The following is a 26,237-nucleotide window of genomic DNA, read 5'->3' as shown; positions in this document are numbered from 1 at the left end:
GATCAGTCCACCGTCACGTAGTCGGGACCGGAGTACCGGCCGGTGCTCAGCTTCTGGCGCTGCATCAGCAGGTCGTTCAGCAGGCTGGACGCGCCGAAGCGGAACCAGTGCGGGCTCAGCCAGTCGTCGCCCAGCGTCTCGTTCACCATCACCAGGTACTTCATGGCGTCCTTGGTGGTGCGGATGCCGCCGGCCGGCTTCACGCCGACCTGGGTGCCGGTGGCCGCGCGGAAGTCCCGCACCGCCTCCAGCATCAGCAGGGTCACCGGGGGAGTGGCGTTCACCGCCACCTTGCCGGTGGAGGTCTTGATGAAGTCCGCGCCCGCGATCATCGCCAGCCAGGACGCCCGGCGGACGTTGTCGTAGGTCTGCAGCTCGCCGGTCTCGAAGATCACCTTCAGGTGGGCCGAGCTGCCGTCGGCGCGTCGGCACGCCTCCTTGACGGCGCGGATCTCCTCGAAGACCTCCAGGTAGCGGCCGGAGAGGAAGGCGCCCCGGTCGATCACCATGTCGATCTCGTCGGCGCCCGCGGCGACCGCCTCGGCGGTGTCCGCCAGCTTGACCGGCATCCCGGCCCGGCCGGACGGGAACGCGGTGGCCACCGACGCGACCTGGATGTCGCTGCCGCGCAGCGCGTCCTTCGCGGTGGCGACCATGTCCGGGTACACGCAGATCGCCGCGACGCGCGGGGCGGTGCGGTCGGTCGGGTCGGGGTTCAGGCCCTTCGCGCACAGCGAGCGGACCTTGCCGACCGTGTCCGCGCCCTCCAGCGTGGTCAGGTCGATCATCGAGATGGCGAGATCGATGGCGAAGGCCTTGGCGGTGGTCTTGATCGACCGGGTGCCGAGAGTCGCTGCGCGCGCCTCCAGGCCCACCTGGTCGACCCCGGGCAGGCCGTGCAGGAAACGGCGCAAGGTGGCCTCGGACGCCGCGACGTCCGCGAGGCCGCCGCCCGTGGCGCCGGGGGCGTTGGCTGCAAGAGTGGACATAGTCACCAGAGCAGCATATCTACGCGCGTAGGCGAATGATAGGCGGGGGCCGGAAAGCAGGAGGACGGAAAACAGGGGCCCGGGGGAACGGTGGCCCACCCGTTCCCCCGGGCCCTGTCCGCTACCGCAGAAACCTCACTCGCCGCCGAAGCGCTCCGTCCAGGTGGCCAGGTCCTCGTCGGTGATCTTGGCGAAGAGCACCGGCGGCACGGTGAGCGGCGTGCCCGCCGGGACGTGCGCGAGGGCGCGGGCCTCGTCGGCGGTGAACCAGGTGCGGGTGTCGTCGGCCAGCGTGAAGGACTCGCGGACGGTGCGGGCCGCCGCCGGGATGAACGGCTCGGAGAGCACCGCGTACAGGTGGATCAGGTTGATCGCGGTGCGCAGGGTGCGGGCCGCGGCCTCCGGGTCGGTCTTGATCTGCGTCCACGGCGCGGTGACGTCGAGGTACGCGTTGCCGGCCGACCAGAGCGCGCGCAGCGCCTGCGCGGCCTTGCGGAAGTTCAGCGCGTCCAGCTGCGCCTCGTACTCGGCGAGCAGCTCGGCGATCTGCGCGCCCAGCGCCGTCTCGGCCTCGCCGTTCTCCGCGCCGGCCGGCACCTCGTCGCCGAAGCGCTTGCGGCTGAACGACAGCACCCGGTTGACGAAGTTGCCGAGGGTGTCGGCGAGGTCCTTGTTGACGGTGGCCGCGAACAGGTCCCAGGTGAAGCTGGAGTCGTCGGACTCCGGGGCGTTCGCCATCAGGTAGTAGCGCCAGTAGTCGGCGGGCAGCAGTTCCAGCGCGACGTCGGTGAAGATGCCGCGCTTCTGGCTGGTCGAGAACTTGCCGCCGTAGTACGTCAGCCAGTTGAAGGCCTTGACGTAGTCGACCTTCTTCCAGGGCTTGCGCGAGCCCAGGATGGTGGCCGGGAACATCACCGTGTGGAACGGGACGTTGTCCTTGGCCATGAACTCGGTGTAGCGGACGGTGTCGTCGGCCTCGTACCACCAGGAGCGCCAGTCGCCGCCGGTCGCGTCGGCCCACTCCTTGGTGGCGCCGATGTACTCGATCGGGGCGTCGAACCAGACGTAGAAGACCTTGCCCTCGGCGGCCAGCTCGGGCCAGGTGTCGGCGGGGACGGGGACGCCCCACTCCAGGTCGCGGGTGATGGCGCGGTCCTGCAGGCCCTCGGTCAGCCACTTGCGGGCGATCGAGGAGGCCAGCACCGGCCAGCTGTCGCCGTGCGCGTCGATCCAGGCCTCGACCTCGTCGGTGAGCTTGGACTGCAGCAGGAACAGGTGCTTGGTCTCCCGGACCTCCAGCTCGGAGCTGCCGCTGATCGCCGAGCGCGGGTCGATCAGGTCGGTCGGGTCGAGGACGCGGGTGCAGTTCTCGCACTGGTCGCCGCGGGCCTTGTCGTAGCCGCAGTGCGGGCAGGTGCCGACGATGTAGCGGTCGGGCAGGAAGCGGCCGTCCGCGATCGAGTAGACCTGGCGGATCGCCCGCTCCTCGATGAAGCCGTTGGCGTGCAGCTCGCGGGCGATCTCCTGGGTGATCTCCCGGTTCTGCGGCGAGGACGAGCGGCCGAACCAGTCGAAGGACAGCTGGAAGCCGTCGTAGATCGCCTTCTGCTGGTCGTGCGCCCGGGCGCAGAACTCGGCGACCGGCAGCCCGGCCTCCTGGGCGGCCAGCTCGGCCGGGGTGCCGTGCTCGTCGGTGGCGCAGATGTACAGCACCTCGTGGCCGCGCTGGCGCAGGTAGCGGGAGTACACGTCCGCCGGGAGCATCGACCCGACCATGTTGCCCAGGTGCTTGATCCCGTTGATGTAGGGAAGCGCGCTGGTGATCAACTGCCGAGTCATCCTGGGGAACTCCGATGCTCTCCGGCGGGAGCCTGGCGGCGCCCGCGGCGGGTGTCGAGGCCGGTTCGCGACGCGTTCTGAGCAGCCGCCCGGCCGCCGCAATCGTACCGAACCGGCCCGGTGCCGCCGTACCGCTTATCGGCGGGCTGTCAAGCCCGCGGACGGGCCCGGCCGACGCGGGATCAGATCGCGTACGGCCAGGCGGTGACCATGTAGGCGCCGTACCAGCAGCCGAACAGCGCCGCGCCCGCCAGCACGGCGATCCGGGTGGAGCGGCGGGCCCGGGCGAGGGCGCCGGCGACCGGCAGCAGGAAGATCAGCGCGGGGGCCAGCAGGCGCGGCTTGCAGTGGTAGTAGTTGCTCTGCGCGAGCGTCAGCACCACCACGATCGCGCCGTACACCAGCAGCGGCGGCCAGGTGGTGCGGCGGACGGTCAGCGCGGTGCCGAGCAGGTGGGCGATCACCAGGACGGCTATCGAGACCGGCACCCAGCCCTCGCCGGTCTGCAGGGTGCGGATCAGGAAGTCCCAGAGCGAGCTGCCCCAGTCCCACTGGGTGTTCCAGCCGGCCCGCTGAACGGTGAACCAGGCGTCGGCGCTGCCCAGCCGCGCGGCGACCCACCACAGGTACAGCGGAGTGCTGACGCAGGCCAGCGCGGTGGCGGCCAGCGGGCCGGCCAGCACCCGGCGCTCGCGGACCATCTCGATCAGCGCGGCGACGCCGAGCGCGGCGATCACCGCGATGCCCGCCGGGCGGGTCAGGCCCGCCAGGAAGGCGCACACCCCGGCGGCCGCCCAGGCGCGGCGGTGCGCGGCCAGCAGCGTGCCGGCGGCGGTGGCCAGCAGCAGCGACTCGCTGTACGCCATGAAGAACACCAGCGACATCGGCTGCGCCGCGGCCAGCAGCACCAGGACGACCGTCGCCGTCCGCCGGGAGTACAGCCGGCCCACCAGCTGGTGGATCAGCACCAGGGCCGCCAGCAGCGCCAGTTGGGCCGCCACGATGCCGGACACCGACCAGCCCAGCGGCGTCACCGCGTGCACCAGCCGGACCAGCCACGGGAACAGCGGGAAGAACGCCAGGTTGTTGCCGGTCAGCTCGCCCTGCGGGGTGTAGGTGTAGCTGTCCGGGTAGCCGCCGGAGGCTATCTCCAGGAAGTGCCGGCCGTCCCAGGAGGTCAGCCGGTCGGTCAGCGTGACGCCCGGCCGGGTGATCATCGCGGACAGCAGCACCAGGTGCAGCACCAGCGCACCGGCGTACACCGCGACGGCCGGGCCGGCGGCGTGCCACAGCCGGGCCGGCAGGTCCCGGCGGTCGGGTTCGTCCGCCGGCGGGCGCGGGGCCGGCAGGGCGGTGGACGACGGCGGACGGTCGGTCAACGGAGTACTGGGCATCGGGGGTCCTGGTCGGTCGGGGCTCAGGGCCAGGCGGGAGTGTCGCTGGGCACGGGCGGAGCGGTGGTAGTGGCCATGGTGGGCGGCGACTGCGAGGCGCTCGGACCCGGGGTGGTCGAGGCGCTCGGGCCGGGCACCACGGACTGGCCGGGCACCCCGGTCAGCGCCGGCGCGTCGGCCGGGCCGACCGGGCGCGGCCGGCGGCCGGAGTCGAACGCGACGCCCACCGCGATCGCCAGGCAGGCCGTCACCGTCACGGTCGCGCCGACCCGGACCCGGCGGCGCCGGCGCCCGCGGGCGACGACCTGCCGGGCGGGCGGGGCGGTGGTGCGGGCGGAGGCGGCGTCGGCCGCCGTCCGCAGCGCGCCGGACAGGCGCGCGTCAAGGGAGCTCATGGGTGGTTCTCCTCGGCCTCGGAGGGTGTGTCGAGGTGCAGCGCGAGGGCGGCCCGGGCCCGGGACAGGTGGGCCTTGACGGTGCCCGGGGCCATCCCGGTCTCGGCGGCGATCCGGTCCAACGGCAGGTCGCAGACGTAGAACAGGGCGGCGCACAGCCGCTGCCGCTCCGACAGCCGGCGCAGCGCGGCGGCCAGATCGACGGACGCCGCGTCCGGGCCCGCCACGTCGCCGGGGTCGCCGTGCCGCCGCCACGCCCGGGCGGCCGTCCGGGCCCGCCGCCAGCGGCTGATCGCCAGCCGGCCGGCCACCGTGCGCACCCAGGCCTCGGGCGCGTGGTCGCGGTCCAGCGAGCGGCGGTGGTCCCAGGCGCGGACGAACGCCTCCTGGACCACGTCCTGCGCCTCGTGCAGGTCGCCGGTGACGACGTACAGCTGGCCGGTGAGCCGGCGGACCGAGTGGCTGTAGAACTCGGTGAACTCCTCCTCGGTCATCGTCGGCTCCTCGCAGGTTTTCGAATCCTTACTTGTGGCTACGAACGGCGCGGCCCTCCGGTTGACGGGCGTGACGCAGCTCACGTGTTCGATCCGCGGCGGCCGTGCGGCCGGAACGCCCCAGGTCACGGGAGGGATCATTCGTGACCGACCCGTGCCCCCGTCGCCATTGGGGAGGGCCGTGCCCCTGGGGCAGAATCGACGCCATGACCGAATCCGACCGGACACCCGACCAGGGGTCCGCCGCCGACGGGCCCAAGTACGCCGACCGCGTCTACCGCTCCGTTCCCGGCGTCATCGCCGGCGTCATGCTGCTCGGCGTCGCCGCCTGGCTGATCATCGACGCGGTCGTCTCCGGCACCGGCGCCACCCCCTGGGTCGCGCTCGCCGCCGCGCCCGTCTTCGGCTTCCCGGTGGCCGCGTACACGCTGCGGCCCGTGGTGAAGTCCAACGACCAGCGGCTGCTGGTGCGCAACCCGCTGCGCACCGTCGTCGCGCCGTGGGCCACCGTGGAGGGGCTGCGGGCCGGCTACTCGGTCGAACTCTTCGCCGGCGGACGCAAGTTCCAGGTCTGGGCGGTCCCCGTCTCGCTGCGCCAGCGCAAGAAGGCCACCCGCCGCGCCGCCAAGGCCGCCGCCTCCGGCGACCCGAACCTGCCGCCGTCCCGCACCAAGCAGCAGCCGGGCCACGACCGCCTCGACCCCACCCGCGCCTGGTCCGACGCCGTCGTCGCCGCCCTCAAGGACCAGGCCGAACGCAACGCCGCCAACCCCGGCGCCACCGGCGAGGTCACCACCACCTGGTGCTGGTGGGTCATCGCCCCCACCCTGGCCGGCCTGATCGCCCTGATCTCGGTCGTCGCGGCGACCTGAGCCGCCGCACACCCACGCGAAGGGGCCCCGGGATTCCGCCCGGGGCCCCTTCGGCGTTCAGATGAGGCCGGCGGCGGTGGCCAGGTCGCGCTTGATGGCGTCGAGGAGCGCGCGGGCCTGTTCGCGGGTGGCGGGGAGGGTGTCGTGGCCGGCGGCCGGGAGGACGGCCTCCAGGTAGCACTTGAGCTTGGGCTCGGTGCCGGAGGGGCGGACCACGATGCGGGCCGAGGTGACGGTGGGGCCGGTGAGGTAGTAGCGCAGGCCGTCGGTGGGCGGGAGGTCGGGGGTGCCGGCGGTGAGGTCGTCGGCCCGGGTGACGGTGAGGCCGGCCAGCTCGACGGGGGGCTTGTCGCGGAGGCGGGCCATGGCGTCGGCGATGACGGCGAGGTCGTCGACGCGGACCGACAGCTGGTCGGTGGCGTGCAGGCCGTGCGCGAGCGCCAGGTCGTCCAGGAGGTCGGTGAGGGTGCGGCCGTGGCGCTTGAGGTCGGCGGCGAGTTCGGCGATCCGGAGGGCGGCGGTGATGCCGTCCTTGTCGCGGACGCCGTCGGGGTCGACGCAGTAGCCGAGGGCCTCCTCGTAGCCGTAGCGGATGCCGTCCGCGCGGGAGATCCACTTGAAGCCGGTGAGGGTCTCCGCGTAGCCGAGGCCGGCCGCGGCGGCGATCTTGCCGAGCAGGGTGGAGGAGACGATGGTGGTGGCGAAGACGCCGCGCGCGCCCTTGGCGGCGAGGGCCGCGCCGAGCAGCGCGCCGACCTCGTCGCCGCGCAGCATCCGCCAGTCGCCGTCGGGGGTGGGGACGGCGACGGCGCAGCGGTCGGCGTCCGGGTCGTTGGCGATGACCAGGTCGGGGCGGGCTGCGCGGGCGGCGGCGAAGGCGAGGTCCATCGCGCCGGGCTCTTCCGGGTTGGGGAAGGCGACGGTGGGGAAGTCCGGGTCGGGCTCGGCCTGTTCGGCGACCACGGTGGGCGCGGGGAAGCCGGCCCGTTCGAAGGCGGCGAGCAGCACGTCGCGGCCGACGCCGTGCAACGGGGTGTAGACGGTGGCGAGTTCGCGCGGCCCGTCGGCGTCCAGCACGGCGGCGGCGCGGGCCAGGTAGGCGTCCAGGACGTCGTCGCCGAGGACCTCCCAGCCCTCGAAGGCGCGCGGGATGTCGGCGAGCGCGCCGAGCGCGTCGATCTCGGCGGCGATGTCGGCGTCGGCGGGCGGGACGATCTGCGAGCCGTCGCCGAGGTAGACCTTGTAGCCGTTGTCCTGCGGCGGGTTGTGGCTGGCGGTGACGACCACGCCGGCGGCCGCGCCCAGGTGGCGGATGGCGTACGCGAGGACGGGGGTGGGCAGCGGCCGGGGCAGGATCGCGGCGCGCAGGCCGGCGCCGACCACCACGGCGGCGGTGTCGAGGGCGAAGTCGTGCGACTTGTGGCGGGCGTCGTAGCCGATCACGACCAGGTCGCCGAGCGCGGGGTTGTCGCGGACGTACGCGGCGAGGCCGGCGGCGGCGCGGATCACCACGGCGCGGTTCATCCGCATCGGGCCGGCGCCGAGTTCGCCGCGCAGGCCGGCGGTGCCGAACTGGAGCCGCCCGTCGAACCGTTCGGCCAGTCGCGACCAGGCGATGCGCTCCTCGGACTCGGCCTCGGGGCCCTCGGCGGCGGCCAGCAGGGCGGCGAGCTCCTCGCGGGTCTGCGGGTCGGGGTCCTCGGCCAGCCAGGCGCGGGCCCGGTCGAGGAGGTCGGTGGTGGGTGCCTTCGGCATGCGGCCCGCTCCCTGTGCGTGGGTTGAAGGAGATGAGTGCGGCGAACGGAACGACGGCGGCCACCGAACCCGCCGATGACCGCCGTCCTGCGCGCCGATTCTCTGTCCGATTCTCTGTCAGAGGTGCTGCGCTGCCCGGGAGTCGCCTCCCGGGCGGGGTGTCAGATCCGCTCCAGGACCTTCGCCAGCAGGGCGCCCATCCGCTCGGCGGAGGCCTTGCCGGCCTCCAGCACCTCGGCGTGGTTGAGCGGCTCGCCGGTGATGCCCGCGGCCAGGTTGGTGACCAGCGAGATGCCGAGCACCTCGGCGCCGGCCTCGCGGGCGGCGATGGCCTCCAGCGAGGTGGACATGCCGACCAGTTCGCCGCCGATCACCCGGGCCATGTTGACCTCGGCCGGGGTCTCGTAGTGCGGGCCGCGGAACTGCACGTACACGGCCTCGTCGAGGGACGGGTCGACCTCGCGGCACAGCGCGCGCAGCCGCTTGGAGTACAGGTCGGTGAGGTCGACGAAGTTGGCGCCGACGATCGGGGAGTCCGCGGTCAGGTTGATGTGGTCGCTGATCAGCACCGGCTGGCCGGGCGCCCAGCCCTGGCGCAGGCCCCCGCAGCCGTTGGTGAGCACGATGGTGCGGCAGCCCGCGGCGGCGGCGGTGCGCACGCCGTGCACCACGGTGGCCACGCCGTGGCCCTCGTAGTAGTGGTTGCGGCCGAGGAAGACCAGCGCGCGGCGGTCGCCCTCGCCGGGCATCCGGACCGAGCGGATGGTGCCCGCGTGGCCGGCCACCGCCGGGGCGGGGAAGCCGGGCAGTTCGGTGACCGGGAATTCCGCGAGGGTCTCGCCGAGCGCGTCGGCGGCCGGCACCCAGCCGGAGCCCATCACCAGGGCGACGTCGTGGCGCTCGCTGCCGGTGAGTTCGCGCAGCCGGTCGGCGGCTTCCCGGGCGGCGGCGTAGGGGTCGGCGGAGACGACCGTCTGAGGAGATGCGTTCACACGGTCGAGGATAGGTCAAAGATTCCTACGCGCGTAGACAACTGGGCAGAGCCATGCCGGATCGTTACCCGGAATGTGTGGAACGCCGTCATTCGTCCCACCGGAGCGGGCCCGTCCGGGCCCGAACTCCCGTCCCGCGCAGGCGAGAAGGCGGTGATCAGCAGGGGCGGCGGCGCAGGTCCAGCACGTAGTCGTCGGGGGCGCCGGCGCTCTCCGCGGCGTCCGCGATCAGGCCGAGGTAGCGGGCGGCGGGCAGGCCGCCCTCGTAGTCGTTCAGCACGTACGTCCACACCGGGACTTCACCGTCCAGGGTCTGCGCGCGCAGCTTCACCTTGCGGTAGATGCCGAGCTGCACGCCCTCCCAGCGGTCCAGGCCGTCCTCGTCCATCGGGGCGACGTCGTAGAGCGAGACGAAGACCTGCTCCTTCTCGTCCTCCACCACGGTGGCCAGCGAGCCCTCCCAGCCCAGGTGTTCGCCGCCGAAGGTCAGCCGCCAGCCCACCAGCCAGCCCGAGCCGCGCAGCGGGGAGTGCGGGGCACGCCGGCTCATCTGCCGGGCGTCGAGGTTGGTGGCGTAGGCGGCATAGAGCGACATGTCCGCCAGCCTACGGGAGCGGCCCGTCGGCGGCCCCCGGCCCTCGTCGCGCGCACGGCCGGGAGCAAGGGTCCACAACAACGGCCCCGGCGTGGAATCCGTTCCGGGGTGCGGGACAATGGAGCACGTGACTCGGATCGTGATCATCGGTGGCGGACCAGGCGGATACGAGGCGGCCCTCGTGGCCGCCCAGCTCGGCGCGGAGGTGACCGTCGTCGACCGCGACGGTCTGGGCGGATCGGCGGTGCTGACGGACTGCGTGCCGTCCAAGACGCTGATCGCCACCGCCGAGGTGATGACTACCTTCGACAGCTCCTACGAGGAACTCGGCATCCTGGTCGCGGACGGCACGCCGGACGCCGACGACCCGGCCCGGGTGGTCGGGGTGGACCTCGGCAAGGTGAACCGACGGGTGAAGCGGCTGGCGATCGCCCAGTCGCACGACATCACCCAGGCGGTCACCCGGGCGGGCGTGACGGTGCTGCGCGGCCGCGGCCGGCTCGGCGCGGGCGGTCAGGGGCTGGACGGCTCCCGCGAGGTGCTGGTCGACCACACGGACGGCCGTACGGAGTCGCTGCGGGCCGACGCGGTGCTGATCGCCACCGGCGTGCGCCCGCGCGAGCTCCCCGACGCGCAGCCGGACGGCGAGCGGATCCTGGCCTGGACGCAGGTGTACGACCTGGAGGAGCTGCCGCGCGAGCTGATCGTGGTCGGCTCCGGCGTCACCGGCGCCGAGTTCGCCGGCGCGTACCAGGCGCTGGGCTCGAACGTCACGCTGGTCTCCTCGCGCGACCGGGTGCTGCCGGGCGAGGACCCGGACGCCGCCGAGGTGCTGGAGGACGTGTTCCGCCGCCGCGGCATGAACGTGATGAGCCGCTCCCGGGCGGAGAGCGCCAAGCGGATCGGCGACCGGGTCGAGGTCACCCTCGCCGACGGCAAGGTGATCACCGGCACGCACTGCCTGATGGCGGTCGGCTCCATCCCCAACACCGCGGACCTGGGCCTGGAGGAGGCCGGCGTCGCGGTCAACGACTGGGGCCAGATCAAGGTCGACCGGGTCTCCCGGACCTCCGCCCCCGGCGTGTACGCGGCCGGCGACTGCACCGGCGTCTTCATGCTGGCCTCGGTGGCCGCCATGCAGGGCCGGATCGCGATGTACCACGCGCTCGGCGACGCGGTGCAGCCGCTGAACCTGAAGACCGTGGCGTCCAACGTGTTCACCGACCCGGAGATCGCCACCGTCGGCTACACCCACGCCGACGTGACCTGCGGAAAGATGGACGCGGTCGAGGTCAAGCTCCCGCTGCGCGGCAACCCGCGGGCCAAGATGCAGGGCATCCGGGACGGCTTCGTGAAGCTGTTCGCCCGCCCCGGCACCGGCATCGTGGTGGGCGGCGTGGTGGTCGCGCCGCGCGCCTCCGAACTGATCCACTCCATCTCGCTCGCGGTGGACAACAACCTGACGGTCGAACAGGTGGCCAGCGCCTTCACCGTCTACCCGTCGCTGTCCGGCTCCACCGCCGAGGCGGCCCGCCAGCTGCACATTCGCAAGCGCGAGGGCGCGGGTTCCTGATCGCCGGGGCGGAGCCGGGCGCACGCCGCCCGGCTCACCCGCCCGGCGGAGCGCGCATTGTACGGTCGTGCGCCGCTCCCAGGTGAGCAAATCCAGTTACCAGGTGCAAACGCCTGAAAGCAGACGGTCACTCGGGTTACCGTCGGTTCTGTGTTTGCTGCAGAACGTCGCCAGTTGATCCTCGAGATGGTGCGCGCCAACGGAGCCGTGTCGCTCCGAGAGCTGGCCCGCGTCGTCCAGACCTCCGAAGTCACCGTCCGCAGGGACGTCCGGGCGCTGGAGGCCGAAGGGCTGCTCGACCGCCGCCACGGCGGCGCGGTGCTCCCCGGCGGCTTCAGCCGGGAGCCCGGCTACCCGCAGAAAACCCATCTCGCCGCCGCCGAGAAGAGCGCCATCGCCGATCTCGCCGCGGGCCTGGTCGAGGAGGGCGACGCCATCGTGGTCGGGGCGGGCACCACCACCCAGGAGCTGGCCCGCCGGCTGGCCCGGGTGCCCGGGCTGACGGTGGTCACCAACTCGCTGCTGGTCGCCCAGGCGCTGGCGCACGCCAACCGGGTCGAGGTGGTGATGACGGGCGGCACCCTGCGCGGCTCCAACTACGCGCTGGTCGGCAGCGGCGCCGAGCAGTCGCTGGCCGGGCTGCGGGTCACCAAGGCCTTCATCTCCGGCAGCGGCCTGACCGCCGCCCGCGGCCTGTCCACCGCCAACATGCTCTCGGCGAGCGTGGACCGGGCGCTGGTGCAGTCCGCCAGCGAGGTGATCGTCCTCGCCGACCACACCAAGCTCGGCGCGGACAGCATGTTCCAGACCGTCGCCACCGAGGCGATCACCCGGCTGGTCACCGACGAGCACACCGCGGCCGAGGACCCGACGGCCCGCGAACTCGACGCGCTCGCCGACTGCGGGGTGCAGATCGCGGTCGCCCCGCTCGGCCTGCCCGCCGACGCCCCGGCACACCCGCAGCCGTCCGCCGCCGCGCCGCGCCGCCCCGTCCCGCCGGCCGGCCTGGCCCCCGGCACCCCGCTGCCCGGGCAGCGCCGCCCCGCCCCGCACGCCGGCGCGCTGCCGGTCGCCCCGCGGCTCGCCGAGCGGATCCGCTGACCGGTTCCGGACCGGCGGCCACCGCCCTCTGGCCGCCCCGCCCGGCCCGCTTGTAGCGTTCGGCCCCATGGACGCAGCGAGTGAACGACCGGACGACACCGCGAAGTTGACGATCCGTTCGGCGCGCGGTGGGCGCGGCCCCGCGACCTGGGGCCAGCGCGCCATCCACACCGCGCTGGCCGGCCTCGGCCCGGACGCGCCCCGGTACAACCTGCGGACGGCGGCGCCCGTCGAACCGGGCCTGCCGCCCCGGGACGCGCTGCGGGCCTTCACCGAACTGCTGCACCTGCACGACGCGTTGCGCACCCGGCTGGTCGAGCAGGACGGCGACCTGCTCCAGGAGGTGGACGCGGACGGCGAGCTGCCGGTCGCGGTGCTGCACCGCGACGACGCCGAGCAGGCCGCCGGGGCCGCCGCCGAGCTGCTCGCCGCGTTCGCCGCCCGGCCGTTCGACCTGCCGCGCGAGTGGCCGGTGCGGCTCGGCCTGGTGCTGGTGGACGGCCTGGTCCGGCAGGTGGTGCTGGTGCTGTCGCACACCGCCTCGGACGGCTGGGGGATGCGCCGCGCGGTCCGCGACCTGACGCTGCTGGCCGGCGGGCGCAGCGCCGCCGAGCTGCGCGCCGAACGGGCCTTCGCGCAGCCGCTGGAGGAGGCCGCCGAGCAGGACTCGCCGCGCGGCCGCCGCCGGGACGCCGCCGCCCGCCGGCACTGGCGGGACAAGCTGAGCGTCGGCCCGCGCGTCCAACTGCCCTACCCGGACGGGGAGTCGGACCCGGATCGGCGCTTCCCGTCGGTGCTGCTGCGCTCCCCGCTGCTGGCCGCCGCGCTGCCGTCGGCCGCGGCCCGGCTGCGCACCAGCGACGCCACGGTGCTGCTGGCCGCCGCCGCCACCGAGCTGGGGCGGCTCGGCGGGCGGCGCGAGGTGCTGCTCCAGGTGGTGGTCGGCAACCGGTTCACCGAGCAGGCCGCGGCGGCCGTCACCACGCTCGCCCAGGAGGGCCTGTTCCATCTCCCGGAACTGGCCGGGGAGTTCGCGGAGACCGTCCGCCGCTGCCAGGGCCCGGCGCTCGCCGCCTACCGCCACGCGGGCTACTGCAAGCCGCGGTTGGACGCCGACCTGGCGGCCCTGCGGGCCGGCGGCTCGGAGCTCGCCGACCACTCGGTGATCTGGAACGACACCCGCGACCCGCTGGCCGCGTCGATGCCCGACGGCATGGGCGAAGTCCCGCAGGCGGAGCGGGAGTTGAGCTTCCCCGGCGACTTCCCGGCCCGCCCCGGGGTGTCCCTCGCGGTGGACGTGGTGGCCGTCCCCGGCGCGATCGAGCTGCTGATGGTCGCCGACGGAGCGCTGCTGGACCGCGAGCGGATGGCGCGGTTCCTGTGCGGCATCGAGCAGTCGGTGCTGGCCGCGGTCGGATGAACGCAAGGGCGGCGGGAGCCCACAGGCTCCCGCCGCCCTTGCGGACGGATCAGACGTCCTTGATCTCGCAGAGCGCGGCGCCGCTGGAGACCGACTGGCCGACCTCGGCCTTCAGGCCGACCACGGTGCCCGCCTTGTGGGCGTTCAGCGGCTGCTCCATCTTCATCGCCTCCAGGACCACGATCAGCTCGCCCTCGGCGACGACCTGGCCCTCCTCGACGGCGACCTTGACGATGGTGCCCTGCATCGGCGAGGCCAGCGTGTCGCCGGAGACCGCGGAGGCGGCCTTCTTGGCGCCCACCCGGCGCTTCGCCTTGCCCGCCGACGCGCCCGCGGCCGGGGCCGAGGCGACGCCCAGCGAGGACGGCAGCGACACCTCGATGCGCTTGCCGCCGACCTCGACCACCACGGTCTCGCGGCCCTCGGGCTCCTCGCCGTCGCCGCCCGCACCGGCGAACGCCGGGATGGTGTTGTCGAACTCGGTCTCGATCCAGCGGGTGAAGACCTGGAACGGGCCCTCGGAGCCGTGCACCTCGGGGGCGAACGCCGGGTCGGTGACCACGACCTGGTGGAACGGGATGGCGGTGGCCATGCCCTCCACCTTGAACTCCTCCAGGGCGCGCTTGGCGCGCTGCAGGGCCTGCTTGCGGTCGGCGCCGGTGACGATCAGCTTGGCGAGCAGCGAGTCCCAGGCGGGGCCGATCACCGAGCCGGACTCCACGCCGGCGTCCAGCCGGACACCCGGGCCGGACGGCGGGGCGAACAGCGTCACGGTGCCGGGCGCGGGCAGGAAGCCCCGGCCCGGGTCCTCGCCGTTGATCCGGAACTCGAAGGAGTGGCCGCGGACCTCCGGGTCGTCGTAGCCGAGCTCCTCGCCGTCGGCGATCCGGAACATCTCGCGGACCAGGTCGAGGCCGGTGACCTCCTCGGAGACCGGGTGCTCCACCTGCAGACGGGTGTTGACCTCCAGGAAGGAGATCAGACCGTCCTGGGAGACCAGGAACTCGCAGGTGCCGGCGCCGACGTAGCCCGCCTCGCGCAGGATCGCCTTGGACGCCCGGTACAGCTCGGCGTTCTGCTCGGCCGTCAGGAACGGCGCGGGGGCCTCCTCGACCAGCTTCTGGTGGCGGCGCTGCAGCGAGCAGTCACGGGTGGAGACGACCACCACGTTGCCGTGCTGGTCCGCCAGGCACTGGGTCTCCACGTGCCGCGGCTTGTCCAGGTACTGCTCGACGAAGCACTCGCCGCGGCCGAACGCGGCCACCGCCTCGCGCACCGCCGACTCGTACAGCTCCGGGATCTCCTCCAGCGTGCGGGCGACCTTCAGGCCGCGGCCGCCGCCGCCGAACGCCGCCTTGATGGCGACCGGCAGGCCGTGCTCGGAGGCGAACGCGACGACCTCGTCGGCGCCCGACACCGGGTCGGCGGTGCCGGCCACCAGCGGGGCGCCGGCGCGCTGCGCCACGTGCCGGGCGGTGACCTTGTCGCCCAGGTCGCGGATGGCCTGCGGCGGCGGGCCGATCCAGGTCAGGCCGGCGTCGATCACGGCCTGCGCGAAGTCGGCGTTCTCGGAGAGGAAGCCGTAGCCGGGGTGGATCGCGTCCGCACCCGAGTCGGCGGCCGCCTTCAGGACCTTCGCGATGTCCAGGTAGCTGCTCGCGGGGGTGTCGCCGCCCAGCGCGTACGCCTCGTCGGCCGCCCGCACGTGCAGCGCGTCCCGGTCCGGCTCGGCGTACACGGCGACACTCGCGATACCGGCATCCCGGCACGCCCGGGCGACGCGGACAGCGATTTCGCCGCGATTGGCGATGAGCACCTTGCGCACTGTGGCTCCCTTCTCGAACCTCGTCGAGTCTATGGATTGGAGGGCGCTACCGGCGAGTAGTCCCTGGTGGTGAGCGTGCTCACACGCTCGTGTCCCGACTTCCGTGCGGGAGGCGGCGGTTGGCGACGCGCCGCAGGCCGCGGGCGGGCGGTGACCCGCGCCGAGGGTGTGCACGAGGACGGGCGGACCGGGTGGCCTTCGCCACACCGGGCGTCGGCTCAAGCGGCCGCCGGCTGCGGCGGGGCGGTCGCCCCGGCGGTCACGTCCGCCTCGAACTCGACCACGTCCGGGCCGTACGCCCGGGCGTTGACCACCCGCAGCACCACCGCGAACGCCCCGTCCGGGCCGTACCGGCGGGCCAGCGACCGGTGGTGGGCGGCCAGGTGGCGCACCGCCGCGTGGTTGGAGACCGCGGTCTGCCCGGCGATCAGGAACACCGGGCGGCTGCCGGGCCGCAGGTGTATCCGGGCCAGCAGGACGTACGCCGTCCCGCCGGGCTGCTCGGCGGAGGTCCGGAAGGCGAACTCCCGCTCCCCGACCAGCAGCGAGCGCACCTCGTGCCCGGCCCCGTCCGGCGGGGCGAGGAACGCCGCGCCGGGCAGCCAGGACGCCAAGTGCGCGGCCGTCCGCTCGTTGCTCTGCGGACCGCCGACGCAGAACTCGGTCTTGTCGCCCAGGCCCTGGCGCACCTCGTCGTGCGAGGTCAGCACCGCGCGGGCGCCGCACTCGCGGACCAGCGCGGCCAGTTCCATCAGCGCGTACACGTCGTCACGGGCCACGCTGTGCGGATCGGGCGAGCTCGCGTGCCGGTTGGCGACCAGCAGCGCCTCGCCGTCGGCCGGCAGTCCGAAGAACGCGCGCTCCCGCCCCAGCCTGCGCCGCCTGCGCAGCGTCTGCGCGAGCCAGCCGAGGCCGGCGCTGATCGCCGAAGCGACCAGTCCCAGCACGACGTTCAGCACACCATCGGTCATCTTCCGCTTCCCGTCGCCCCTTTCCGGTCCGGTTCGCCAGCCTAGTGGCGGCCATCGGCCGAAGGGGTGGAACTGTGCAACAGATGTACGGCCCCGGTTCTGTCCGATTCCGCACCTTGCCGAACCCGGCGAACCGGAACCCGCTGCCCCTCTTCCCGGCTCCGGCATAACGGAATGGTTCAGACCATTGACCGGAATCGGCGGTGCTCCCTAGCGTCGCGGTCACCACACACATCCGGAGAATTCACGGGGGAATCGTGAAGCGATCCACGCTGCCCGTCGCGCTAGCCGCGACCGCACTGCTGCTCACCGCCTGCTCCAGCGGCGGGAGTTCGCCCAAGTCGGCGCAGGCCGAGCCGTCCCGCTCGCTCACCCCGCTGACCTACGGGTGCCTCACCAAGGAGCAGGCCGACAAGGGCGCGTTCACCCTCGACGCGGGCACCACCGGCGGCACTGCCCTGGAGGCCTACCAGCGGGACTCGGACGCCGGCGGGGCGAAGACCGCGATCATCTTCTCGCACCAGTCGAGCGGCTCGCTGTGCGAATGGGCACCGGTGTTCGACGAGTTCACCAAGGCCGGGTACGCGGTGCTGGCCTTCACCTCCGAGGGCGACGTCACCGAGGGCATCAAGGCCGCCGCCGCCCGCCTCAAGGCGAAGGGCGTCACCGGCGTCGCGCTGATCGGGGCGTCCAAGGGCGCCGCCGCCTCGCTGGTCGCCGCCAAGCTGGACAGCCCGCTGCCGATCAAGGCCGTCGTCTCGCTCAGCTCGCCCGACGTGTTCCCGCAGTACAACGCCGAGCTGGCGGTCAAGTCGGTGAAGATCCCCAGCTACTTCGCCGCCGAGGAGAAGGACGCGCCGTTCAACGCCAACGCCAAGACGCTGTACGACGCCTCGGTGGCCGAGGACAAGCAGCTGAAGATCTACCCGGGCGTCAACCACGGCGCGCCGCTGCTCAAGGACGGCGCGCTGCCCGACGTCAAGGCCTACCTGGCCAAGCACGCCCCCGCGACGGGCTGAGCCGCCGTCAGGCCCACAGGTCGGTGATGCGCACGTCCAGCTCGGCGAGCAGGCGGCGCAGCAGCGGCAGCGACAGGCCGATCACGTTGCCGGGGTCGCCGTCGATCCCCTCCACGAACGGCGCCGAGCGGCCGTCCAGGGTGAACGCCCCGGCCACGTGCAGCGGTTCGCCGGAGGCGACGTAGGCGGCGATCTCGGCGTCGTCCGGGGTGCCGAAGCGGACGGTGGTGGAGGCGGTGGCCCGGGCCTGCCGGCCGGTGGCGGTGTCGATCACGCAGTGGCCGGTGCGCAGCACGCCCGAGCGGCCGCGCATCGACTGCCAGCGGCGCACCGCCTCGTCGGCGTCGGCGGGCTTGCCGAGGGCCCGGCCGTCCAGTTCGAGCACCGAGTCGCAGCCGATCACCAGCGGCGGCTCGCCGGGCTCGGCGGCCAACTCGCCGGCGATCTTCTCGGCCTTCGCCACCGCCAGCACCAGCGCGAGCTCGCCGGGGGTGGGCGCGGACAGCGCGTCCTCGTCCACCCCGCTCACCCGCACCTGCGGATCCAGCCCCGCCTGCCGCAGCAGGCCCAGTCGGGCGGGGGAGGCGGACGCGAGGACGAGCGGACGGCGAGCGGTCATGCCGCCAAGCCTAGCGGGGCTACACCAGCACCAGGGCCGTCGCGATCATCACCAGCACCGCCATCACCACCGCCGTGCGGCGCAGCCTGCGCTGCACTTCGCGGGCCTCGGGGGACGGCTCGTCGCGGGGGTCTGACCAGAGCATCGGATCAGCCTGCAACGCGCGGGCGGCGCGGCGCCTGAGTATCCGTACTCAGAACCGGCGCGGGCGATGGTTCGGACGCCTGCTTGACGTCGGGCCGCCGTCCCCCTCCAATGGTCCCACTGACTTGTCCGGTCCATGATCGGCTCCGTGCGGGGAGCCGGTTCCCCCAGGGCCGACGGCAGGTCGACAACCCGGTCAGGGCAAGCACGGCAGACCACCCCACTGGTTCCGGCTGAGGAGTTCCCCATGTCCGACCTTGTCACCACCGCACGGACCGCCACCGACGCGGCCCGCCCCCATCTCGTCGCGCTCTACCGGGTCGTCACCGGCCTGCTGTTCGCCTGCCACGGCGCCGCCTCGCTGTTCGGCGTCCTCGGCGGGGCGCACGGCGGCGGCACCGTCCCGACCGGCAGCTGGCCCGGCTGGTACGCCGCCGTCATCCAGCTGGTCTGCGGCGCCCTCGTGCTGCTCGGCCTCGGCACCCGGGCCGCCGCCCTGATCGCCTCCGGCTCGATGGCGTACGCCTACTTCAGCGTCCACCAGGAGAACGCGCTGTTCCCGCTGCAGAACGGCGGCGAACCCGCCGTGCTGTTCTGCTGGGCGTTCCTGCTGATCGCCGCCGTCGGCCCCGGCAGCTTCGCGCTCGGCGGACGCTTCGGCCGCGACGGCCGCTGAGCCCCGCCCCCGCCCCGCCCTGCCCCGCCCCGCCCCCCCGCCGTCGCCGCGAAATTTTCAGGACGGCGGCGGGGAGCACGGCCCCGACAGGGCCACCGCCACCAGCGCCCGCAGGGCCGGTGCGACCTGCCCGAGCGGCAGCGTGGACTCGTCCGCGAACAGCTCCAGCAGCCAGCCGCCCGCCGGGTTCGCGCCGCCCGCCGCGACCATCGCCCGGTAGCCGGACACCACCATCACCGCCTCCTCCGAGGCCTCGTTGCCCGGCGCGCCCACCCGCAGCGCGAACGCCCCGCCGGCCACCGCCCGGCTCGTCAACGGGTAGTGCCGCAGGTCGAACACCGCGTCCGGGGCCTCGATCTGCGCCCGCTGGGTCCGCGCCCGGGCCGACCCCGGGCCGCCCGTCATCCGGTACACGGCATGCCGCGCGGTGCGCATCAGCGGCGAGCCCGGCGGCACGTACGACACCCACCAGCCCACCGCGTCGAGCAGCCGGGACGCCGTCTCCGCCACCACCGACAGCCGCCCCAGGGTGTCCGCCGGGTGCGTCACCGCGCCCTGCACCCCGCCCTGGTCCAGCGCCGCCAGCACCGCCGCCAGCAGTTGCCCCGGGTCCGCGCTGTGCGCCGAGCCGCGGAAGCGCCGCCGGTCGCCGTTCGGCCGCCCGGCCGGGGCGCGCCGGCTGTCCGCGAGCTGCACCACCGGGTCCGGCTCGAACCCCGGGCCGTGGGCCCGCCCCGCCACCACCGGGTGCGCCGCCCGGGCCGCCTTCGCCCGGTACTGCGCGGCGTCCGCCAACCGGAACAGCCGGTCCGCGGTGGTCACCGGACCGATCGAGTCCCCGGTGGACGCGATGCCGCAGGCGACGCCCTCGCCGTCCGTCAACTCCAGTGCCCGGGCGCACAGTTCCTCCGCCACCGCGACCACCTCGTCGGCGGAACGGCCCTCCGCGAGCAGGCAGAACTCGTCGCCGCCCAGGCGCGCCGCGAGGCTGCCCGGCAGCTTCGCGGCCGCCAGCGACAGCTGGTGCGCGAAACGTTCCAGCAGCCGGTCGCCCATCTCGTGGCCCAGCTGGTCGTTGACCCGCTTCAACCCGTTCACGTCGCACACCACCAGTGAGACCACGACGCCGTCGCGGGTGTGCGCCTTCAACGCCTCCTCCAGGCGGGCGTCCACCGCGCGACGGTTCGCCAGGCCCGTCAGCGCGTCCGTGAACGCCAGCCGGCGCAGGTCCGCGACGCGCTCGGTCTGGGCGAGGCCGGCCGAGATCTGCGCGGCGAGCAGCGTCGCGTAGTCGGCGTCGGCGTCGGTGAACACCCGCATGCCGAGACCCCGCGCCAGGTACAGCTCGCCCCACGCCTGGCCGTGCAGCACGATCGGCGCGACCAGGCAGCAGCCGCGGCCGCGCCGCCGCAGGCCTGCGGCGCGCGAGCGGCAGAACGCGCCGTCGGCCGGGAGCGGATGCCCGGCGTGCGGGCCCAGGTCCTCCGCCGTCTGCACCCACGCCCGGGGGAGCCGGCCGGTCGTCCAGTGCTCCTCCAGGTACGTGACGATCTCCGGGAAGTCCGCGACCGGGTACGACTCGTCCTCCGGCAGTTCCTCCTCGCCGGGCGCGAGCTCCCCGTGGTTCACCAGCACCCGCAGCCGGCCCGACTCGCGGTCCCACACCGAGACCGCCGCCATCGTCGCCCCCAACGCGGACGTGGCCCGCGCCGCCGCCGCCCGCACCGCCTCCAGCGGCGTCATCGCCCCCGCCATCGCCTGCGCGAGCTCCACCACCGCCTGCAGCCGCAGGTCAGGCGCCGCCGCCTGCTCAGTCATCGTCGCCACATTCCCTCCCGCGGGCCGTTTCGTCCAGCCTAGGGGGGTTTGGCCGATTTGCCAGGGATAGGAGCGTGAGCGGGTGGGCGCGAAACCGGGGGCGCGGGGAACTGCGCGACAAGCGCCAACCGCGTCCGTAAGGTCGCGATCAAGTGCAGGTCATTGTCCGTGGTCGCGATCTTGCTGGTGGGTGCCTTCCGCTTCGCGCAGTTCCCCGCGCCCCCGGTTTCGCGCTCCCTCCCGCGCCCTCTTACCCGTTGGCGGCGGGTGTGCGGGTGAGGAGCCAGGGTTCGACCAGGCCGAGGCCGCGGACCGGGCGGCGCCACATGGGTTGGAGGTGGAAGCGGTGGGTGGGGGCAGGGGTCCCCTCGGGAAAACTGGCGGTGCCGTTGTGTTCGAGCGCCGCCGCCAGCTCCCCGTCCACCAGGACGGCGTCCTTGGGCGCGATCGAGGTGAGCCGGGAGGCCAGGTTGACGGTGGTGCCGAAGACGTCGCCCATGCGGGAGGTGACGGTGCCGAAGGCCATGCCGACGCGGAGGGCGGGCATGTTGTCCTCCTTGGCGAGGGTCTCGACCAGGGAGAGCGCGATCTCGGCGACGGTGGCGGGGTCCTCGGAGACGAACAGGATCTCGTCGCCGAGGGTCTTGACGACCCGTCCGCCCTGGCCGGCGATCAGGTCGGAGCAGGTGTTCTCGAAGCCTTCGACGAGCTCGCCGAGTTCCTCCTCTTCGAGGCGGCGGGAGAGCCGGGTGAAGCCGACCAGGTCGGCGAAGGCGACCGCGAGGCGGCCGGAGGTGGTCTCGTGGTCCTCGGCGGCCTGGACCACGCGGCCGGTGACGGCGGCGAGTTGGCGGCGCCAGACGTAGACGAGGAACTGTTCGAGCTCGGGGAGGAGCAGTTCGACCAGCGGGTAGGCGACGTCGGAGCGGGTCAGGCCGGGTTCGACGGGCTGGGTGAGGTTGTCGAGGAAGGTGTCCATCTGCCAGCCGGCCAGCCGCGCGGTGGTCTGGCCGGTGGAGCGGGCGACCTGGATCGCCATGGGCTCGCTGAGCAGCCCGGACTCGATCAGCCCGGCGAGGCGGCGCAGCGCGATGACGTCGTTGTCGTTGAGGGCGCGGGACTGGCCGATGTCGGGGAAGCCCATGGCGCGCCAGAAGCGGGTGGCGAGGTCCATCGGGACTTCGGCGGCGCGGGCGGCCTGGTACGGGGTGTACTTGCGCGGCGCGTCGAGGATCAGCCGCTCCAGGTCGGACGCGACGGTGTTCTCGTCCGCGTGTCCGTTCCCGTGGCCGTTCTCGGCGGGAGTGCCGCCGTTGCCGGAGCCCGTGGTGGCGCCGCCGTTGTCTGTCACCGGTCCGTCCCCGTGCGTTCGAGCACTTGTGTCTTGCCGTCCTCGGGGTTCGGGTACGCGACCACCGCGGGGGTAGTGGCGAGCCTCACACCGCTGCCAGGTGGAATGTTCGCACGGAATCGCGTAATCCGGGGCATCCGCCCGGCAGCCGGTCCGAGGGTCCCGGTGGGTGAGACCGGCCCGGTCAGCCCTGCGGGCGGACGTGCACCACGTCGCCGGCGGCGACGGCGTGCCGGGTGCCGTCGGGGGTGCGGACCACCAGCCGGCCGTCGCCGTCCACGGCCACCGCGTCGCCCAACAGTTCGCGCTCGCCGGGGAGTTGGACCTTGACGGGGCGGTTCAGGGTGGTGCAGCGGGCGGTGTAGGCGGGGAGCAGCCCGCTGGCGTGCGGGTCGCCGGCGGCGGCCGTCCACTCGCCGTAGAGTTCGGCGAACTCGCGGAGCAGGGCGCGCAGCAGGGTGGCCCGGTCGGTGGTCCCGGCGCCGGCCAGCGCCAGCGAGGTGGCGGTGGGGACGGGCAGTTCGGCCTGCCGGAGGGTGACGTTGAGGCCGACGCCGGCGATCACGGCGCCGCCGGAGAGTTCGGTGAGGATGCCGCCGAGCTTGCGTTCCTGCCCGTCGACCTCGGCCTGCAGGTCGTTGGGCCACTTCAGGCCGGTGCGGACGTCGGCGATCCGGTCGAGGGTGGCGGAGACGGCGGTGCCGATCAGGATCGGCAGCCAGCCGTAGCGTTCCATCGGCACGCCCTGGGGGCGCAGCAGCATCGACAGGAAGAGCCCGGAGCGGGGCGGGGCGCTCCAGCGGCGGTCGAGCCGGCCGCGGGCGGCGTGCTGCGACTCGGCGACCAGCACGGCGCCCTCGGGCGCGCCGTCCTTGGCGCGGGCGGCGAGGTCGGAGTTGGTGGAGCCGGTCTCGGTCACCACATCGAGTGAGGTCCACAGCGCGCCGGGGCGCAGCAGGTCGAGCCGCAGCGCCGCCTCGTCGAGCGGCGGCCGGTCGAGATCGGTCCACGGGGACGGGCCGCCGTGGCCGAAGCCGCGCAGTCCGGAGCGGCGGGGGCGGGGGCTCTCGGGAGTGCTCACCCGGACCACCCTAGTGCGGCGCCCGTCCGACACCGCCGGGTCGACGGGTGGCGGCTCAGGGCGCCGGGGGCCCGATCTCGCCCGCGAAGACGATGACCTGGTCGATCAGGCTGCGCCGCAGGTGGACGACGTCCGTCCCGGTCAGCCGGGGGCCGCCGTCCGGCGTGCTGAAGGCCCACTGGTAGCGGGCCCATTCGCCGGGCATGTCCACCGCCGAGCAGCGCGTCATGGTGCCGGTGCCCGCCGGGTGGTGCCGGATGTCCAGCACGAACCGTTCGACCGCCGCGATCCCCTCGCTGCGGCCCAGCGGGCCCCAGAAGACCACGTCCGAGGTGAGGGCCTGGGAGAGCAGGGCCGTCACGTAGCTGTCGTCCGAGGCGTTGAACGCGGAGATGAACGTGTCGATCGCGGCGCGTGCCGTCTCTTCCTCCATGACCCAGTAATACCAGCCGCTGCCCGCGCGTCGGTCCCGGTCGGGGGACCCGACGGCCGCACTCCGCATCATCGTCCCGCAAACCGGGCAGTGGCACGATGTGTCGATGGCCATAGCCGCGGACGCCCCCGCGCTGGCTACGCTACGCAACGGTAGACCGCAGCGCCGCCCTGCCCGCAACCCTCCACGCGCCGGGCCGGCGGCCGAGGACGCAGGGAGAGCCGCCGCAATGGCCGACGCACCGCACGACCCGCACACCACCGCCGGAAAGCTCGCCGACCTGCGGCGGCGGATCGACGAGGCGGTGCACTCCGGTTCCGCCGCGGCGGTCGAGAAGCAGCACGCCAAGGGCAAGCTGACGGCCCGCGAGCGGATCCTGGAACTGCTGGACGAGGACTCGTTCGTGGAGTTCGACGAGTTCGCCCGGCACCGCTCCACCAACTTCGGGCAGGAGAAGAACCGCCCGTACGGCGACGGCGTGGTCACCGGCTACGGCACCGTGGACGGCCGTCAGGTCGCGGTGTTCGCACAGGACTTCACGGTGTTCGGCGGTTCGCTGGGCGAGGTGTTCGGCGAGAAGATCGTCAAGGTGATGGACTTCGCGCTGAAGACCGGCTGCCCGATGATCGGCATCAACGACTCCGGCGGCGCGCGGATCCAGGAGGGCGTGGTCTCGCTCGGCCTGTACGGCGAGATCTTCCGCCGCAACGTGCACGCCTCGGGCGTGATCCCGCAGATCTCGCTGATCATGGGCCCGTGCGCGGGCGGCGCGGTGTACTCGCCGGCGGTCACCGACTTCGTGGTGATGGCCGACAGGACCTCGCACATGTTCATCACCGGCCCCGACGTGATCAAGACCGTCACCGGCGAGACCGTGGACATGGAGGAGCTGGGCGGCGCCCGCACCCACAACACCAAGTCCGGCAACGCGCACTACCTGGCCGCCGACGAGAAGGAGGCCATCGAGTACGTCAAGAGCCTGCTGTCGTACCTGCCGTCCAACAACCTCTCCGACCCGCCGGCCTACCCCGAGCAGGCCGACCTGACGATCACCGACGAGGACCTCGAACTCGACGGCATCGTCCCGGACTCGGCGAACCAGCCGTACGACATCCGCCGGGTGATCGAGCACGTGCTGGACGACGGGGACTTCCTGGAGGTCCAGCCGCTGTACGCGGGCAACATCGTGGTCGGCTTCGGCCGGGTCGAGGGCCACCCGGTGGGCGTGGTCGGCAACCAGCCGATGGACCTGGCCGGCTGCCTGGACATCGCGGCCAGCGAGAAGGCCGCCCGCTTCGTGCGCACCTGCGACGCGTTCAACATCCCGGTGCTGACCTTCGTCGACGTGCCCGGCTTCCTGCCCGGCACCGGCCAGGAGTGGGACGGCATCATCCGGCGCGGCGCGAAGCTGATCTTCGCCTACGCGGAGGCCACCGTCCCGCTGATCACCGTGATCACCCGCAAGGCGTTCGGCGGCGCGTACGACGTGATGGGCTCCAAGCACCTCGGCGCGGACATCAACCTGGCCTGGCCGACCGCGCAGATCGCGGTGATGGGCGCGCAGGGCGCCGTCAACATCCTGCACCGCCGGGAGATCGCCGCCGCCGAGGCCGAGGGACGCGGCGAGGAGCGCCGGGCCGAGCTGCTCGCCTCGTACGAGGACACCCTGCTCAACCCGTACCTGGCCGCCGAGCGCGGCTACGTCGACGCGGTCATCGCGCCCAGCGAGACCCGCCGGCACATCGTCCGCGGGCTGCGGGCGCTGCGCGGCAAGCGGGAGGCGCTGCCGCCGAAGAAGCACGGCAACATCCCGCTGTAGCAGAAGGGTTGACCCCGCACATGACTCCCATCCAGGTGCTGCACGGGCAGCCGACCCCCGAGGAGCTGGCCACCGTCCTGGCGGTGGTCCAAGCCCGGGCCGCCGCCGGGGCCCAGGCGGCCCCCGCGAGCGGCCCGGCCACCGCGTGGACCGACCGCACCCCCCGTCCCGTCCCCGCGCCCGGCCCGCACGCCTGGCGCACCAGCCTCTGGCCGCGCTGAGGAATTCACCCGTGCGGGTCGGCGACGAGCCGGTCCGCACGGGTGTAGACGTTCGCGGTGCGCCCGCGCAGGAAGCCCACCAGGGTGAGGCCGAGCTCCTCCGCGAGGTCCACGGCCAGCGAGGACGGCGCGGAGACCGCCGCCAGCACGGGCAGGCCGGCCAGCGCGGCCTTCTGGGTCAGCTCGAACGACGCCCGGCCGGAGACCAGCAGTACGTGCCCGCGCAGCGGCAGCAGGCCCTCGCGCAGCGCCCAGCCGACCACCTTGTCGACCGCGTTGTGCCGGCCGACGTCCTCGCGCGCGCACAGCAGGGCGCCGTCGGCGGCGAACAGCGCGGCCGCGTGCAGGCCGCCGGTGGACTCGAAGGTGCGCTGCGCGGCGCGCAGCCGCTCCGGCAGGGCGTACAGCACCTCCGGGTCGAGCACCAGCGGGTCGGCCGAGACGTCCCAGCGGCTGCGGGTGCGCACCGCGTCCACGGTGTCGCGCCCGCACAGGCCGCAGGCGCTGGTGGTCAGCAGGTTGCGGTGCGCGGACAGCGCCGGGCGGCCGGTGCGGACGGTCGCGTCCACCACGTTGTAGGTGTTGGCGCCGTCCTCGTCGGCGCCCGCGCAGTAGCGCAGCGCGGCGAGCTCCTCGGTGGCGCCGATCAGGCCCTCGCCGACCAGGAAGCCCGCCACCAGGTCGAAGTCCTGGCCGGGCGTGCGCATGGTGACGGTCAGCGCCTCCCCGCCGACCCGGATCTCCAGCGGCTCCTCCGCCGCCAGACTGTCCGGCCGCACCACCCGCCCCCCGCCGTCCAGCCGCACCACCCGCCGCCGCACCGTCGCCCGCGCCATCCGTC

The 26,237-nt window shown here is 73.8% G+C and carries 24 protein-coding genes and 1 pseudogene; 8 read left to right on the top strand and 17 right to left on the bottom strand.

The window, feature by feature from the left end:
• Positions 1-2: 2 nt before the first annotated feature.
• The 5 genes from deoC to ACWEMJ_RS17525 all read right to left on the bottom strand — a co-directional run bounded on the left by deoC (position 3) and on the right by ACWEMJ_RS17525 (position 5,111).
• The gene (gene deoC, locus ACWEMJ_RS17545) at positions 3-989 is read right to left on the bottom strand and encodes a deoxyribose-phosphate aldolase (RefSeq protein ID WP_452137941.1); all 987 of its coding nucleotides are present in this window, start codon (positions 987-989) and stop codon (positions 3-5) included.
• A 135-nt stretch (positions 990-1,124) separates the two neighbouring features.
• Entirely contained in the window at positions 1,125-2,828 is a 1,704-nt protein-coding gene (gene metG / locus ACWEMJ_RS17540) for a methionine--tRNA ligase (protein WP_452137940.1), read from the bottom strand.
• A gap of 182 nt (positions 2,829-3,010) precedes the next feature.
• The gene (locus ACWEMJ_RS17535; RefSeq protein ID WP_452137939.1) at positions 3,011-4,222 is read right to left on the bottom strand and encodes a hypothetical protein; all 1,212 of its coding nucleotides are present in this window, start codon (positions 4,220-4,222) and stop codon (positions 3,011-3,013) included.
• A gap of 23 nt (positions 4,223-4,245) precedes the next feature.
• Positions 4,246-4,617: a hypothetical protein gene (locus ACWEMJ_RS17530; RefSeq protein WP_452137938.1), complete on the bottom strand. Its 372-nt coding sequence runs from the start codon at positions 4,615-4,617 to the stop codon at positions 4,246-4,248.
• Positions 4,614-5,111: a SigE family RNA polymerase sigma factor gene (locus ACWEMJ_RS17525; RefSeq protein WP_452137937.1), complete on the bottom strand. Its 498-nt coding sequence runs from the start codon at positions 5,109-5,111 to the stop codon at positions 4,614-4,616. The genes ACWEMJ_RS17530 and ACWEMJ_RS17525 overlap by 4 nt, the downstream gene beginning before the upstream one ends.
• 206 nt (positions 5,112-5,317) lie before the next feature.
• Here ACWEMJ_RS17525 and ACWEMJ_RS17520 point away from each other — a divergent pair, with 206 nt between their 5' ends.
• Positions 5,318-5,983 (top strand): PH domain-containing protein, encoded by a 666-nt coding sequence (locus ACWEMJ_RS17520; RefSeq protein ID WP_452137936.1) that lies wholly within the window; start codon positions 5,318-5,320, stop codon positions 5,981-5,983.
• Positions 5,984-6,040: 57 nt separating this feature from the next.
• Here the strand turns inward: ACWEMJ_RS17520 and ACWEMJ_RS17515 are convergent, their stop codons facing one another.
• The 3 genes from ACWEMJ_RS17515 to ACWEMJ_RS17505 form a co-directional block, all read right to left on the bottom strand.
• On the bottom strand, positions 6,041-7,738 hold the full coding sequence (locus ACWEMJ_RS17515; RefSeq protein WP_452137935.1) for a phospho-sugar mutase: 1,698 nt from the start codon (positions 7,736-7,738) through the stop codon (positions 6,041-6,043).
• A gap of 161 nt (positions 7,739-7,899) precedes the next feature.
• A complete protein-coding gene (locus tag ACWEMJ_RS17510) occupies positions 7,900-8,730 on the bottom strand; it encodes a purine-nucleoside phosphorylase (protein WP_452137934.1) in 831 nt (276 codons plus the stop codon).
• Between the two features lie 157 nt (positions 8,731-8,887).
• Entirely contained in the window at positions 8,888-9,325 is a 438-nt protein-coding gene (locus ACWEMJ_RS17505; protein ID WP_452137933.1) for a gamma-glutamylcyclotransferase, read from the bottom strand.
• A 118-nt stretch (positions 9,326-9,443) separates the two neighbouring features.
• Between ACWEMJ_RS17505 and ACWEMJ_RS17500 the strand changes: the two genes are divergently transcribed.
• From ACWEMJ_RS17500 to ACWEMJ_RS17490, 3 genes are all read left to right on the top strand, one after another.
• Positions 9,444-10,898, top strand: a complete 1,455-nt coding sequence (locus ACWEMJ_RS17500; RefSeq protein WP_452137932.1) for an NAD(P)H-quinone dehydrogenase — start codon at positions 9,444-9,446, stop codon at positions 10,896-10,898.
• A gap of 186 nt (positions 10,899-11,084) precedes the next feature.
• Complete coding sequence (locus ACWEMJ_RS17495; RefSeq protein ID WP_452137955.1) at positions 11,085-11,999, top strand: DeoR/GlpR family DNA-binding transcription regulator; 915 nt, start codon at positions 11,085-11,087, stop codon at positions 11,997-11,999.
• A gap of 67 nt (positions 12,000-12,066) precedes the next feature.
• Complete coding sequence (locus ACWEMJ_RS17490) at positions 12,067-13,419, top strand: condensation domain-containing protein (protein WP_452137931.1); 1,353 nt, start codon at positions 12,067-12,069, stop codon at positions 13,417-13,419.
• A 49-nt stretch (positions 13,420-13,468) separates the two neighbouring features.
• Here the strand turns inward: ACWEMJ_RS17490 and ACWEMJ_RS17485 are convergent, their stop codons facing one another.
• Entirely contained in the window at positions 13,469-15,244 is a 1,776-nt protein-coding gene (locus tag ACWEMJ_RS17485) for an acetyl/propionyl/methylcrotonyl-CoA carboxylase subunit alpha (protein WP_452137930.1), read from the bottom strand.
• Between the two features lie 218 nt (positions 15,245-15,462).
• Positions 15,463-16,215, bottom strand: coding sequence for a hypothetical protein (locus tag ACWEMJ_RS17480; RefSeq protein WP_452137929.1), 753 nt, complete (start codon positions 16,213-16,215; stop codon positions 15,463-15,465).
• Positions 16,216-16,472: 257 nt separating this feature from the next.
• On the opposite strand from ACWEMJ_RS17480, the gene ACWEMJ_RS17475 reads away from it, so the two are divergent.
• A complete protein-coding gene (locus tag ACWEMJ_RS17475) occupies positions 16,473-17,234 on the top strand; it encodes an alpha/beta hydrolase family protein (protein WP_452137928.1) in 762 nt (253 codons plus the stop codon).
• 7 nt (positions 17,235-17,241) lie between these two features.
• Here the strand turns inward: ACWEMJ_RS17475 and ACWEMJ_RS17470 are convergent, their stop codons facing one another.
• A complete protein-coding gene (locus ACWEMJ_RS17470; RefSeq protein ID WP_452137927.1) occupies positions 17,242-17,853 on the bottom strand; it encodes a Maf family protein in 612 nt (203 codons plus the stop codon).
• A gap of 19 nt (positions 17,854-17,872) precedes the next feature.
• Entirely contained in the window at positions 17,873-17,998 is a 126-nt protein-coding gene (gene mmpB / locus ACWEMJ_RS17465) for a morphogenic membrane protein MmpB (protein ID WP_452137926.1), read from the bottom strand.
• Positions 17,999-18,244: 246 nt separating this feature from the next.
• On the opposite strand from mmpB, the gene ACWEMJ_RS17460 reads away from it, so the two are divergent.
• Positions 18,245-18,673 carry a DoxX family protein gene (locus ACWEMJ_RS17460; RefSeq protein WP_452137925.1) on the top strand — a complete coding sequence of 143 codons (429 nt, stop codon included), beginning with the start codon at positions 18,245-18,247 and terminating at the stop codon, positions 18,671-18,673.
• Positions 18,674-19,300: 627 nt separating this feature from the next.
• On the opposite strand, the pseudogene ACWEMJ_RS17455 reads toward ACWEMJ_RS17460, so the two are convergent.
• The 4 genes and pseudogenes from ACWEMJ_RS17455 to ACWEMJ_RS17440 form a co-directional block, all read right to left on the bottom strand.
• Positions 19,301-20,491: pseudogene (locus tag ACWEMJ_RS17455) on the bottom strand (diguanylate cyclase domain-containing protein); the annotation flags it as partial.
• 250 nt (positions 20,492-20,741) lie between these two features.
• Positions 20,742-21,842 (bottom strand): adenylate/guanylate cyclase domain-containing protein, encoded by a 1,101-nt coding sequence (locus ACWEMJ_RS17450; protein ID WP_452137924.1) that lies wholly within the window; start codon positions 21,840-21,842, stop codon positions 20,742-20,744.
• 184 nt (positions 21,843-22,026) lie between these two features.
• On the bottom strand, positions 22,027-22,923 hold the full coding sequence (locus ACWEMJ_RS17445) for a biotin--[acetyl-CoA-carboxylase] ligase (RefSeq protein ID WP_452137923.1): 897 nt from the start codon (positions 22,921-22,923) through the stop codon (positions 22,027-22,029).
• A gap of 55 nt (positions 22,924-22,978) precedes the next feature.
• Positions 22,979-23,356 carry a nuclear transport factor 2 family protein gene (locus ACWEMJ_RS17440; RefSeq protein WP_452137922.1) on the bottom strand — a complete coding sequence of 126 codons (378 nt, stop codon included), beginning with the start codon at positions 23,354-23,356 and terminating at the stop codon, positions 22,979-22,981.
• 229 nt (positions 23,357-23,585) lie between these two features.
• Between ACWEMJ_RS17440 and ACWEMJ_RS17435 the strand changes: the two genes are divergently transcribed.
• Together ACWEMJ_RS17435 and ACWEMJ_RS17430 are read left to right on the top strand one after the other, a co-directional pair.
• The gene (locus ACWEMJ_RS17435) at positions 23,586-25,175 is read left to right on the top strand and encodes an acyl-CoA carboxylase subunit beta (protein ID WP_452137921.1); all 1,590 of its coding nucleotides are present in this window, start codon (positions 23,586-23,588) and stop codon (positions 25,173-25,175) included.
• Positions 25,176-25,195: 20 nt separating this feature from the next.
• Positions 25,196-25,396, top strand: a complete 201-nt coding sequence (locus tag ACWEMJ_RS17430) for an acyl-CoA carboxylase subunit epsilon (protein WP_452137920.1) — start codon at positions 25,196-25,198, stop codon at positions 25,394-25,396.
• A 5-nt stretch (positions 25,397-25,401) separates the two neighbouring features.
• Here the strand turns inward: ACWEMJ_RS17430 and fdhD are convergent, their stop codons facing one another.
• Positions 25,402-26,232, bottom strand: coding sequence for a formate dehydrogenase accessory sulfurtransferase FdhD (gene fdhD / locus ACWEMJ_RS17425; protein WP_452137919.1), 831 nt, complete (start codon positions 26,230-26,232; stop codon positions 25,402-25,404).
• Between the last annotated feature and the right edge of the window lie 5 nt (positions 26,233-26,237).

This window comes from Kitasatospora sp. NPDC004531, assembly GCF_053602195.1.
The sequence above is the reverse complement of the archived record's forward strand: the minus strand, read 5'-3'. Positions and strand labels throughout refer to the sequence as shown.

What these genes read in the sequence shown, in the direction of transcription:
- ACWEMJ_RS17535 (WP_452137939.1), bottom strand. Translation starts at nt 4,222, where the DNA reads ATGCCCAGTACTCCGTTGACCGACCGTCCGCCGTCGTCCACCGCCCTG.
- ACWEMJ_RS17530 (WP_452137938.1), bottom strand. Translation starts at nt 4,617, where the DNA reads ATGAGCTCCCTTGACGCGCGCCTGTCCGGCGCGCTGCGGACGGCGGCC.
- ACWEMJ_RS17515 (WP_452137935.1), bottom strand. Translation starts at nt 7,738, where the DNA reads ATGCCGAAGGCACCCACCACCGACCTCCTCGACCGGGCCCGCGCCTGG.
- ACWEMJ_RS17505 (WP_452137933.1), bottom strand. Translation starts at nt 9,325, where the DNA reads ATGTCGCTCTATGCCGCCTACGCCACCAACCTCGACGCCCGGCAGATG.
- ACWEMJ_RS17525 (WP_452137937.1), bottom strand. Translation starts at nt 5,111, where the DNA reads ATGACCGAGGAGGAGTTCACCGAGTTCTACAGCCACTCGGTCCGCCGG.
- fdhD (WP_452137919.1), bottom strand. Translation starts at nt 26,232, where the DNA reads ATGGCGCGGGCGACGGTGCGGCGGCGGGTGGTGCGGCTGGACGGCGGG.
- deoC (WP_452137941.1), bottom strand. Translation starts at nt 989, where the DNA reads ATGTCCACTCTTGCAGCCAACGCCCCCGGCGCCACGGGCGGCGGCCTC.
- ACWEMJ_RS17495 (WP_452137955.1), top strand. Translation starts at nt 11,085, where the DNA reads ATGGTGCGCGCCAACGGAGCCGTGTCGCTCCGAGAGCTGGCCCGCGTC.
- ACWEMJ_RS17460 (WP_452137925.1), top strand. Translation starts at nt 18,245, where the DNA reads ATGTCCGACCTTGTCACCACCGCACGGACCGCCACCGACGCGGCCCGC.
- metG (WP_452137940.1), bottom strand. Translation starts at nt 2,828, where the DNA reads ATGACTCGGCAGTTGATCACCAGCGCGCTTCCCTACATCAACGGGATC.
- ACWEMJ_RS17435 (WP_452137921.1), top strand. Translation starts at nt 23,586, where the DNA reads ATGGCCGACGCACCGCACGACCCGCACACCACCGCCGGAAAGCTCGCC.
- ACWEMJ_RS17470 (WP_452137927.1), bottom strand. Translation starts at nt 17,853, where the DNA reads ATGACCGCTCGCCGTCCGCTCGTCCTCGCGTCCGCCTCCCCCGCCCGA.
- ACWEMJ_RS17500 (WP_452137932.1), top strand. Translation starts at nt 9,444, where the DNA reads ATGGAGCACGTGACTCGGATCGTGATCATCGGTGGCGGACCAGGCGGA.
- ACWEMJ_RS17430 (WP_452137920.1), top strand. Translation starts at nt 25,196, where the DNA reads ATGACTCCCATCCAGGTGCTGCACGGGCAGCCGACCCCCGAGGAGCTG.
- mmpB (WP_452137926.1), bottom strand. Translation starts at nt 17,998, where the DNA reads ATGCTCTGGTCAGACCCCCGCGACGAGCCGTCCCCCGAGGCCCGCGAA.
- ACWEMJ_RS17520 (WP_452137936.1), top strand. Translation starts at nt 5,318, where the DNA reads ATGACCGAATCCGACCGGACACCCGACCAGGGGTCCGCCGCCGACGGG.
- ACWEMJ_RS17490 (WP_452137931.1), top strand. Translation starts at nt 12,067, where the DNA reads ATGGACGCAGCGAGTGAACGACCGGACGACACCGCGAAGTTGACGATC.
- ACWEMJ_RS17480 (WP_452137929.1), bottom strand. Translation starts at nt 16,215, where the DNA reads ATGACCGATGGTGTGCTGAACGTCGTGCTGGGACTGGTCGCTTCGGCG.
- ACWEMJ_RS17440 (WP_452137922.1), bottom strand. Translation starts at nt 23,356, where the DNA reads ATGGAGGAAGAGACGGCACGCGCCGCGATCGACACGTTCATCTCCGCG.